Origin of the sequence: Streptomyces sp. NPDC057474, assembly GCF_042802555.1 — a bacterium.
Taxonomy (GTDB): Bacteria; Actinomycetota; Actinomycetes; order Streptomycetales; family Streptomycetaceae; genus Streptomyces.
Window position 1 is genome coordinate 1 of record NZ_JBHVDX010000293.1, and the last position, 10157, is coordinate 10157.

8 protein-coding genes and 1 pseudogene are annotated in these 10157 nt (G+C 67.2%); 5 read left to right on the forward strand and 4 right to left on the reverse strand.

The features are described from left to right. Window positions 1-106: 106 nt before the first annotated feature. Window positions 107-2026, reverse strand: a complete 1920-nt coding sequence (gene htpG / locus ACFU53_RS43165) for a molecular chaperone HtpG (RefSeq protein ID WP_384005263.1) — start codon at window positions 2024-2026, stop codon at window positions 107-109. 130 nt (window positions 2027-2156) lie between these two features. Next, on the reverse strand, window positions 2157-2807 hold the full coding sequence (locus ACFU53_RS43170) for a type III effector protein (RefSeq protein WP_384005264.1): 651 nt from the start codon (window positions 2805-2807) through the stop codon (window positions 2157-2159). Window positions 2808-2935: 128 nt separating this feature from the next. On the opposite strand from ACFU53_RS43170, the gene ACFU53_RS43175 reads away from it, so the two are divergent. The 3 genes and pseudogenes from ACFU53_RS43175 (at window position 2936) to ACFU53_RS43185 (ending at window position 4362) form a co-directional block, all read left to right on the forward strand. Then, window positions 2936-3367: an Hsp20/alpha crystallin family protein gene (locus tag ACFU53_RS43175; RefSeq protein WP_384005265.1), complete on the forward strand. Its 432-nt coding sequence runs from the start codon at window positions 2936-2938 to the stop codon at window positions 3365-3367. A gap of 98 nt (window positions 3368-3465) precedes the next feature. Beyond that, window positions 3466-3859 (forward strand): annotated as a pseudogene (locus ACFU53_RS43180) (DUF2267 domain-containing protein). 59 nt (window positions 3860-3918) lie between these two features. Then, window positions 3919-4362, forward strand: a complete 444-nt coding sequence (locus ACFU53_RS43185; protein WP_384005266.1) for a DUF2267 domain-containing protein — start codon at window positions 3919-3921, stop codon at window positions 4360-4362. 555 nt (window positions 4363-4917) lie between these two features. On the opposite strand, the gene ACFU53_RS43190 is transcribed toward ACFU53_RS43185, so the two are convergent. Continuing rightward, a complete protein-coding gene (locus tag ACFU53_RS43190) occupies window positions 4918-6021 on the reverse strand; it encodes a hypothetical protein (RefSeq protein WP_384005267.1) in 1104 nt (367 codons plus the stop codon). 1713 nt (window positions 6022-7734) lie between these two features. On the opposite strand from ACFU53_RS43190, the gene ACFU53_RS43195 reads away from it, so the two are divergent. Both ACFU53_RS43195 and ACFU53_RS43200 read left to right on the forward strand, forming a co-directional pair. Beyond that, window positions 7735-7938, forward strand: a complete 204-nt coding sequence (locus tag ACFU53_RS43195) for a hypothetical protein (RefSeq protein ID WP_384005268.1) — start codon at window positions 7735-7737, stop codon at window positions 7936-7938. A gap of 704 nt (window positions 7939-8642) precedes the next feature. After that, window positions 8643-9197, forward strand: a complete 555-nt coding sequence (locus ACFU53_RS43200) for a reverse transcriptase domain-containing protein (RefSeq protein WP_384005269.1) — start codon at window positions 8643-8645, stop codon at window positions 9195-9197. Between the two features lie 819 nt (window positions 9198-10016). Here the strand turns inward: ACFU53_RS43200 and ACFU53_RS43205 are convergent. Next, window positions 10017-10157 (reverse strand): adenosylhomocysteinase (locus ACFU53_RS43205; protein ID WP_384005270.1); only part of this gene is annotated, 141 nt, incomplete at its 5' end.

The window sequence follows — 10157 nt, forward strand, 5'->3', positions numbered from 1 at the left end:
ACCCCGTACGGGGTGCCGGGGCAGGCGGGTTCAGGGGGAGTGTGAGAGTGGCGAGGTCGGGGTGGGTGCGGCCGGGCGCTTCGGCTGTGCCAGGCCGTACCCGTGGTTACAGAGTGCGGGTCAGGCGGTCGGTGAGCAGCCGGGTGAAGCGGGCCGGGTCGGGCAGGTCGCCCCCTTCGGCGAGCAGCGCGCTGCCGTATATCAGTTCGGCGATCTCCGCCAGTGCGGGGTCGTCGGCGCCTGCGTCGTGTGCTGTGCGCAGGGCGGTGATCAGTGGGTGTGCGGGGTTGAGTTCCAGGATCCGCTTGACCGGGGGTATCTGCTGTCCCATCGCCCGGTACATCTTCTCCAGGGTCGGCGTCACGTCGTGGGCGTCGCCGACGATGCAGGCCGCCGAGGTCGTCAGGCGTGACGACAGGCGGACCTGCTTGACCTGCTCGGACAGGGTGGTGGTCAGCCACGCCAGCAGGGCTGCGAAGTCCTGCTGGCGCTGGGCCTTCTCGGCGTCGGTTTCCAGGTCGCCGTCGGCGGACTCGTCGAGATCAACCTGGCCCTTGGCGATGGACTGCAGACGGTGGCCGTCGAAGGCCGGGACCCGGTCCACCCACACCTCGTCGACGGGGTCGGTGAGGATCAGAACCTCGTACCCCTTTGCGGCGAAGGCTTCCATGTGCGGGGAGTTCTCCACCATCGCGCGGGTCTCGCCGGTCAGGTAGTAGATGGTGTCCTGGCCGTCCTTCATGCGCTCGACGTACTCGCGCAGCGTGGTGGTCTTCTCCGGGTCGTGCGTGGAGGCGGCCGACACCACCTCCAGCAGGGCCTCGGTGTTGTCCGTGTCCTCGACCAGGCCTTCCTTCAGCGCCCGGCCGAACTGCGCCCACACCTTCGCGTAGCGCTCGGCGTCCTTGGACTGCATGTCCTTGATGGCGCCGAGGACCTTCTTGACCAGGCGCCGGCGTACGCCGCGGATCTGTCGGTCGTGCTGGAGGACCTCGCGGGAGACGTTCAGCGACAGGTCATGGGCGTCCACGACACCCTTGACGAAGCGCAGGTAGTTGGGCATGAGCGCTTCGCAGTCGTCCATGATGAACACTCGCTTGACGTACAGCTGCACGCCGGGCTTGGTCTCGCGGGAGAACAGGTCGAAGGGTGCCTGCGAGGGGATGAACAGCAGCGCCTCGTACTCGAAGGTGCCTTCGGCGCGCATATGGATCGTCTCGGCCGGGGGCAGCCAGTCGTGGCTGATCTGCTGGTAGAACTCGTTGTACTCGTCCTCGGTCACCTCGCTGCGCGGCCGGGCCCACAGCGCCTTCATCGAGTTGAGCGTGTCGATGTCGCGGGTGGTATCGCCCTCGGCGTCGGTGCGCTCGGGGGCTATCCGGATCGGCCAGCGGATGAAGTCCGAGTACCGCTTGACGATCTGACGGATCTTCGACTCGGACAGGTAGTCGGCGAGCCCGTCCTCGCTGTCGGCGGGCTTGAGGTGCAGGGTGACCGAGGTGCCCACGGGCAGGCCGTCGACGGCCTGGAGGTCGTAGGTGCCCTCGCCGTCGGACTCCCACTGGGTGCCGGAGTCGGTGCCGACCCGCCGGGTGCGCAGGGTGACCTTGTCGGCAACCATGAACGCCGAGTAGAAGCCGACGCCGAACTGCCCGATCAGGCTCTCGGCGGTGGCGGCATCCTTGGACTCCTTGATCTTCTCCAGCAGGCCGGCGGTGCCGGACTTGGCGATCGTGCCGATCAGCTCCACGAGATCGTCCCGGGTCATGCCGATCCCGTTGTCACGGACGGTCAATGTGCGGGCGTCCTTGTCGACCTCCAACCAGATGTGCAGGTCGGTGGCGTCGATCTCGGCGAGGCTGGAATCGGTCAGCGATTCCAGCCTCAGCTTGTCCAAGGCGTCGGAGGCGTTCGAGATCAGCTCGCGCAGGAAGATGTCCTTGTTCGAGTAGATCGAGTGAATCACCAGTCGGAGCAACTGGCGGGTCTCGGCCTGAAATTCCAGCGTCTCGACACTGCTGCCCATGTAAGTCTCTTTCTGTGGGAACGTCATGAACGGACTTGGACTCGGGCCGAGACGGACCGTTGCCCGCCGTCGGCGTGGTTCGGGGCGGCCCGGACCGCACCCGGCATGATGTGACTCTGCGTGGTGGGAGTCAGTCATCGTCAGCGGCTGTCGTCGTGCGCCGGCCTTCGAGGGCGTCCAGGGATTCGACGAGGCCGGTGTGGCGGGCATCGAGGTAGGGACGCATGCCGGCCAGGGGCGCAATGAGCTCGGCGGCGTCGGCGGCGCCGAGAGCGGCATGCAGGGCGGCCTGGGCTGAGCGCGCTTCGGGCCCGAGGTGGGCGAGCGCGGTGATCTGTCCGGCGAGGCGGCGTAGGTCGGCGGCGTGGGCACGGGCCCAGGTGGCGGTGGCGCGTTCGGCGGCCCTGGCCTGGCGGGTGGCCGTCACGCGCTGCTCGCCGGTGGTGCCGACGGTGCCGGGGCGGCCGCGCAGGTAGCGGCGTTCGGCGGCCTGGCGGCTGGCGACGCCGAGGGGGCCAGCGAGATCGGCCCAACTGGCGCCCGCGTCGCGGGCGGTTTCGATCAGGCCGGTCTCCCAGCCGGCGAGCTGCTCGCGCACCTGCCGCAGCAGCATCAGGGAGGCCAGCGTCTGCTCGGGACCGGGCCGGGCGGCGTCGGGGGTCTCGTGCTGGGCATCGCGCAGCGCGTCGTCTATGGCGGCAAGGGCCGCCGCCGCGGCGAGAAAGGACGCCGGGCTGTGGGCGTCGGTACTGGTCGTAGACGGCTGGTCGGCTGCGGTCACGGGCACCTCCCTCGGACGGTCATCGGGTCGACGACATCATGTTTGTCATCCATTGGATGACATGTTACAACGGTGTCAGTGCAGCGCATTAGCAGCAACTGCTCGAACCTGCTGGAGGTGTTTTCACGATGTTGATGCGCACTGACCCCTTCCGTGAGCTGGACCGGATGGCGCAGCAGCTGATGGGCCCGGGCACCTGGTCGAAGCCGTCGGTGATGCCGATGGACGCTTACCGCGAGGGTGACGAGTATGTGGTGGCCTTCGACATCCCCGGCGTGACCGCGGACGCGATCGACATCGACGTCGAGCGGAACATGCTGACCGTCAAGGCCGAGCGGCGGCCGGTGGCGAAGACCGAAGATGTGAAGGTGGAGCTGTCCGAGCGGCCGCTGGGCGTCTTCTCCCGCCAGATCGTGCTCGCCGACACCCTGGACACCGAGCGCATCCAGGCCGACTACGACGCCGGTGTGCTCACCCTGCGCATTCCGATCGCCGAGCGTGCCAAGCCCCGCAAGATCTCCATCGGCGTCGACTCCGGCCGCAAGGAGATCTCCGGCTGACACCGGCCGGACCGGTGCGGAGGACGGACACCTGATCTCCCCCTCCCCGCCCTCCGCACCCCCGTGGACAGTCCGACGACAAAAAGGGGTGGCGGCCGATGACCTTGCGACACGAAGCGTTCCTCGACCACGTGAAGCAACGCGGCGAATACGACACTGCGGAGGAAGCCGATCGTGCGGCCCGCGTGGTGCTCGCCCTGCTCGGCGCACACCTGGTCGGCGAGGTCCGCGCCCAGCTCGCGGCACGCCTGCCGGAGGCTTCGCCCTGATCCTGCTCAACCACTGCAGAGCGCCGAGCCGCTGCCCCCGGAGCGGTTCGTCCGCGCGACCGCCGCGTGGATCGAGGGCGCCACCGAGCAGACCGCGACCTGGGACGTCAGCGCCATGCTGTCCACCGTCGCCGACACGGCAGGCGAGGACCTGATGGGGCAGATCCTGCTCCAGCTCCCCGTCGGCTACGACCTTCTCTTCGGCCGCCCCCAGCCCACCTGACCAAGACCGGGGGTGCCGTACCCGGCACCCCCACGGCTCCGTGAAAGGCATTCACCGCAGTGATCTCCGACGCGCGCGTACCGCTTGAGCACCAGCAGCCGTACTCGACGGCGTACGAGCAGATGCTGGAGAAGGTCCGCTACGAGGGCGCCTACCCCACCCGTGAGCGGGCCGACGAAGCTGTCCGCCTGGTCCTCGCGGGGCTCGGGCGTCAGCTGACCGGTGACGAACGCGTCGACCTGGCTCGCTGCCTGCCCCTGGAGGCCGCACGCGTGCTGACCGCGCAGATCCCCGACACCCAGCCGCTGACCGGATGGGCCTTCGTCAAGGACCTCGCCGCCCGCTCCGACGCCTCCCCAGCCACCACTCGCTGGGACACCGGCTCCGTCTTCGCCGCCGTCACAGCCCACGCCGGCCCCGACGTGATCACCCGCATCCTCCACCAGCTCCCCACCGGCTGGGCGCTGCTGTTCGGCCAAGGCGAACTCACCCCCGCCGCGTAGACGGCGAGATGCACGCTCGGGGCGGACGCAACGATCCCCGCGTCGCTGTCCGCCCCGAACCCCGGGTCCCGCGAGGCGACCACTGCCGCCTGCCCGGCCACCCGCAACGACGTGCTGGCGTGTGCAGTCGAGCGCATCAGGTGCCACGGGTATGAACCGCTGTCTCCAGCCGCAGACGAGTGGTGTCACGTCTGGCGACGTGCGGCGGGATCCCGATCGGCGACATGCCGGGCGACCGCGTCGACGCCGGGGCGGGCGTACCGCTCCAAGGAGCGGACGGAGGCGTACCGGGAGCGGGCCAGCAGCTTCGGAGTGGAGGTGCCACCCTCGGCATCGTGCGTGAGCGCGGTGTGCCGCAGCCGGTGCAGCAGCCGGCGTCAGCTGCGAGTCATGGTGGTCGTGCCCGTAAAACCATCGCCCAGCACCCGCCCCGAGCACCGTCAACTTCCCCGCCACCAGGACACATGCCCGCTGAAAGAGGAACCCAGCATTAATCGACACCCCACGCGTGGCACCGGGCCGCAGAGGCCGGGACACACGCGGGAGGTGCCGTCGTCAGCGGCGTAGACCGAGCGTCTGGTAAAGCGGCACCATGCCCGCTCCCGCCGAGTCGAGGAGTACTTCGACCTCAGTGAGCGCCAGGTCAATGTGGAACGGGGTGTAGCCACCCAGCCCCAAGCCGATGTGGATACCAGGCCAGCGCTCATTGGGGTGGAAGTTGCTGCGCAGCCGGTCGGCGCAGCCCGGGTGAGTGCCGAAGCCGAACTCATGGATCTTGCGATAGCGCGGCTCGGCCTCCACCAGTGCGCGGAACGTGTCACGCAGGCGCTTGGCCTCCGGGATAGGCGCCGTGAAGTCGTGGATATACCCGTTGCGGACGTGGGCCACGACGGGCAGATCCTCAATCGGGGCGAGGCGCGTGTAGGTGTCGGCGGTGTGCTCCGCGGTTATGCTCCTGTCGCCGCGGTGGATGATCGGCGAGCCCTTGATTACGATCTCACCGTCGATCGGCAGCCGACTGTTGCGGTCGTAGGTTCCCGGCCCATCGGCGAGGGTCGAAATCTCCCCGGTCGGCAGCACTGTCTGGTCGCCATAGCGCAGCGGTCCGTGGAAGGAGAACCAGTGCTCGGCCTCGTGGTGCTGGAAGACACACCGAGTGCCCAGCGCCGGCGTGGCCAGCACCAGCGCTTCGGCGTCCTCCATCAGGGAGAGCATCTTCCCCTCAACCGCCAGCTCCGACTCGTAGTCGGTGCCCGCGATGATCCGGAGGTACTGGCTGAGGGAGAGCGGGGTGAACTCCGAGGAGTTGTAGGAGATGGCGCCAAGCTTGACGCCCTCCCCGTCCTCGTCCAGCAGATGCTCGAACAGGTCCTCCGCGATCCACAGCACGGATGCCTTACGTTCGCGTGCACGCCACTCCCGTAGCTGCTCGACGAACGGGGCCCTGCTCTCCGGGCCTGTCCACTTCATCTCGTGGACGGGCTGCGGGATGTCCGCCACGAGACGGATGCCGCGGCGCACCCGCTCGGAAGTGATGAGCAGGAAGTCGTCGCCAAAGTCGCGGTCGTAGAGGGCCAGAAACTTGGACAGACGCAGCTCCACCATGCCGTCCGAACCCACGGCGATGTCGCCGGGCTGGCCGGGCTCGGCTTCGGGCATCGCCCCCAGCAGATCTGCAGGAGCGCAACTCGACTCCTCCACCGCACACAGAGGCCCGTCAGGGCCGGCGGCGAGCTCTCTGGGGTCCGCTCGCAGGCAAGGGCAGTTGCCCCGGGTTACCTGGATTTTGCTCATGACTCTCCTTCGGTTGACTCCGGACGCTCAAGCGCCCCGGATGGCGCGGCCACAGGCATGCTTGTTTCGGAGGGGTCACGTCGTCCCGAAGTTGAACCCGCCGAAGTCCGGCAGTGACGCGCGTGGGCGCCTCCTCGACGCGCTGCCCGTCGATCCGACCGAGAAGCAGCAGACCGCCGTCCGAGAGTCGTTTGGCCGTCTCACCGGTGCGGAACATCTTGCGCCCGGGGCGGACCGTGTGAGATACGTACCGGGCGGCCGGTACGGTCCGGGCTCCCCCAGGTACCCCCGGCCAGCCCCATAACCGATGACGCAGACCTCCCCGACCACGCCCGGTGAACAGAGGTCGGCGTTCTCATCCAGTAGATCGAGGATATGGCCAGCGATCGCCGCGGCTGCGTCGACAGGTCCTTGAAAAGGAAATTCCCACCCTTGGTCGCGTGAAATCCGGACCCAGTTGCGCCGCGCAAGGGGGCAGACCGGATAGTGACGGCCAGATTACTGGCGAGCTAAACCCGCCTCTTAAATTCCCGGCAACCGCCGTAGCCGCGCAGGCTCGGGGCGAAGGAGTTCCCGCACCCCGAGCCTGAGGTGAATTATCCCTGCAGATTGACGTACGCCCCGTATCGGGTGACCTTGCTGCTCATGGGGGCCTTCTTTGCCGGCTTTGCTGGCTTTTCCGACTTCTGCGTAACCTTGGCAGCCATCACGATCCTCCTTGACGTAACAACAATGGAGTACCGGGGAAATTTCCTCGGCCACATCAGTATGCACAGGAAAAGCCCGTTGGGATAGGGCGAGTTTCGGAGGAGACCCGGGCAATCTGCTGACGCATTGAGGTCAACGCAGTCGCGTGACCAGGAACAATGCGCTACGGGTCAGGAAATTTCACGGTGGTGCATTCCTGTTGCCTTTCGATAGGCAACAGGGCAACCCTGTACAGCTTTCGTGGAGTCGACGCTAGCTTGACTCTGTCGGGGATCTTGGTGGCGCCGTGAGGCGCTGTGGTTCGAGTGAAGGTGAAAGGCCATCACCCCCGGCCTGTCGCAGCAGGTCGGTGTAGCTGAGGGCAGCCTGATCCGGGTGGTGCCGGGGAAGACGGGAGCGGCCCTGACAAAGCCGGCACGTACCAGCACTGCCAGATGGTGCGGGTCCAGCGAGCGAGACGAAGAGAAGTACGCGAGGAGCCGGCGTGACAACGTCCTTCAACCCCGACACCGGCTCGAACCAGGCGGATCTGGGCCGGTCGCGGTGCGTCTCGTCGTCCGAAGGGACGGCGAGAACTCCCACGTTCGTATTCAAGAGCGGGCGTGGGAGGCCACGAGGAAAGCCTGCGGCGTACTCGTGGCGAGGCCGCTGGGAAATAGTCGGGCTCCTACTTCGACAAACGAATCACAGTGAACACGGGAACCATTCGATCACAGCTCCACGCTCCTCAACTTCCATATGAGGAACGTGGATAGGCGCACCGACAGCCGAACGAATCGGGCGGGGCGGAGCCGCCGTAGTACTCCGAGGCCAGGAAAGCCGGTCGCATGGGGAAGGGCGGCAGCGGAGAACATGCAAGGAGGGAGTGCAATGCCAGAAGTCACCTCGCTGAACAGCGAGGATCCGAGCTCTCGGGCTCGGGTACTGGGGATGCAGACCAAGCTGCACCATTGGGCGACGGCCGATCCGGACCGTCGGTTCGACGACCTTTTCGTGCGCCACGAGGCGCTGCTTGACCGTGCGGCGGTGAAAGACCGCCGCCGTGGCCTTGTCGCAGCAAGGCCACGAAGCTGAGGACAGCCTGACCCGGGAGTCGCCGGGAGGGGTGGAAAGCAGTCCTGACAACGCCGGGACGCTCCGGAACTACCAGACGGGGCGGGTCCGGCAAGCGAGACGAGAAGGTGTACGAGAGGAACCCGCGCGTGAAGCTCCGTAAGCGTCGAGCCGGCTCCAACCTGGTGGATATGGGCCGGTCCGCAGCGCACACCTGCCGTGATCATGCGGCGGGTGACTCCGAAGCCGGGATGAATAGGCCGGTGGGGAGGCCACGAGGAAAGCCTGCGGCGTACTCGTGGCGAGGCTGCCGGGGTATAGCTGGGCACCTCCCTCGTCGAACGGTTGGTGGTGAACGTGGGAACCACCTGCGGCTGCCCTCACGATGCTCCATCCAGGACATCGAAGGGCAGGCCCGTCGTCGGCTATCGGCCGCAGTGTGGGGCGGAGGCCCCGTAGTAGTCCGAGCGCGCGAAAGGCGCGTACATGGCGAAGGGGGCCAGCAAGTCAGCAGGGCGGATGCTGGAATGCTCGGAGGACGCCGGTGAATACCGACGCACCAACGCTCACGTCGTTCGGCGCGGAGCGCAGGGTACGAGAGATCCAGACCAAGCTGCACCGTTGGGCGACCGACGATCCAGACAGGCAGTTCCGTGATTTGTTCAATCTCGTCTGCGATCCCGCATTTCTCCTGACTGCATGGGAGCGAGTGCGGGACAACAGGGGTGCACGGTCAGGCAGGGGTTGACGGGAAGAGCGCCTACTATATCGAGCGGCAAGGTGTCGGCGAGTTCCTGGCCGAGCTCCGCGAAGATTTGAAAGCGCAGCAGTTTCGCCCCTTACCAGTCCGCGAGCGGATGATTCCGAAAGCGGGCGGAAAGAAACTGCGCCGTCTAGGTATTCCCACCGTGCGGGATCGCATTGTTCAGGCTGCGCTGAAATTGGTACTGGCACCTATTTTCGAGGCGGGCTTTGAGCCGTGCTCATATGGTTTCCGGCCCAATCGGCGAGCTCATGACGCGATCGCCGAGATCCATCACTTCGGCACCAACGGCCATCGCTGGGTGCTGGATGCTGATATCGAGGCGTGCTTCGACCGGATCGACCACGTGGCCCTGATGGACCGCGTGCGCACCCGGGTGAAGGACAGAGGTCGCCGGCACCGCCGGGCACCTGCTGGACGCCCTGGTCGACGAGGAGTGGGGACGCCGCTACGGCCGCCCGGTCCGCCTGGGCAAGAACCCCACCCGGCCCAAAACCAGGATCGACACCACCGGTGACGACGCCGTCCGGCTCCTGGAGCACTCATACCGGCACGGGGCAGACCGTGCGTTCGGGTCCCGCGTCCAGGCCCTGCGCCAGATCGTGGTGCAGAACTACCACCTCGACGCCGCGGGCCGCCTGCGCTGGCGCACCGCCGACAAGGACGACGGGCCGGGGCTGCCGCCCTCGTCTCAGGCGATCCTCTCTCACTACGACACCTCGGCCCGCTACGCACGTCACGGACACATCATCAGCTGGAAGGGGTTCTCCGCTCATCTGACCGAGACCTGTGCCTCTGACGGCCCCAACGTGATCACGGACGTGGCCACCACGCACGACACCCAGGCGCTGCGCCGCGAACGGTCCACCGGCTGGACAACTGCAAGTAGCGCTCGCACTGAAGGCCGGGGATGTCGACACCGCTCTCGTTCCAGGACTCGCCGCACTTCAGGCGGGCAGGGCGGTGGCAAGCGCCCCGGCCTCACTGTCGTCGACGTTCTCGACAAGCGCCACCAGGCGCCGCAGGAGCAGGTGCTCTTCCCCGCCCGCCAGGACCACGTCCGGTTGCCCACTCCGCTCTCAGGGGAAGGCCGGGCTCGGGCAAGGTGGCGGCGGGCTCCGGCGAGCATGGCGCCGGTGGACGAGGCCGTTGCGGTGCATAAACGAACACGATGGCTGCCAGAGCGCCGTAGACCACCGACGCGCCCAAGGCCCGGACCGCCTGGTGCGGTTCACGGTGCGTCACATCGATTACGGGACAAAGTCGTTTGCTTGACAGAGCCCATCAACGGTATGGGCCAAGCGTCCGTCAAGTAGCCGCAGCGTGGGACGTTGACTCAGTAGCGGTAGTGGTCCGGCTTGTACGGGCCCTCGACCTCGACCCCGATGTAGGAGGCCTGCTCCGGGCGCAGGGTGGTGAGCTTCACGCCGAGCGCGTCGAGGTGGAGGCGGGCGACCTTCTCGTCGAGGTGCTTGGG

Excerpts from the sequence above, each read along its gene's own strand:
- htpG (WP_384005263.1), bottom strand. The coding sequence starts at position 2,026 with ATGGGCAGCAGTGTCGAGACGCTGGAATTTCAGGCCGAGACCCGCCAG.
- ACFU53_RS43175 (WP_384005265.1), top strand. The coding sequence starts at position 2,936 with ATGTTGATGCGCACTGACCCCTTCCGTGAGCTGGACCGGATGGCGCAG.
- ACFU53_RS43190 (WP_384005267.1), bottom strand. The coding sequence starts at position 6,021 with ATGCCCGAAGCCGAGCCCGGCCAGCCCGGCGACATCGCCGTGGGTTCG.
- ACFU53_RS43195 (WP_384005268.1), top strand. The coding sequence starts at position 7,735 with ATGCCAGAAGTCACCTCGCTGAACAGCGAGGATCCGAGCTCTCGGGCT.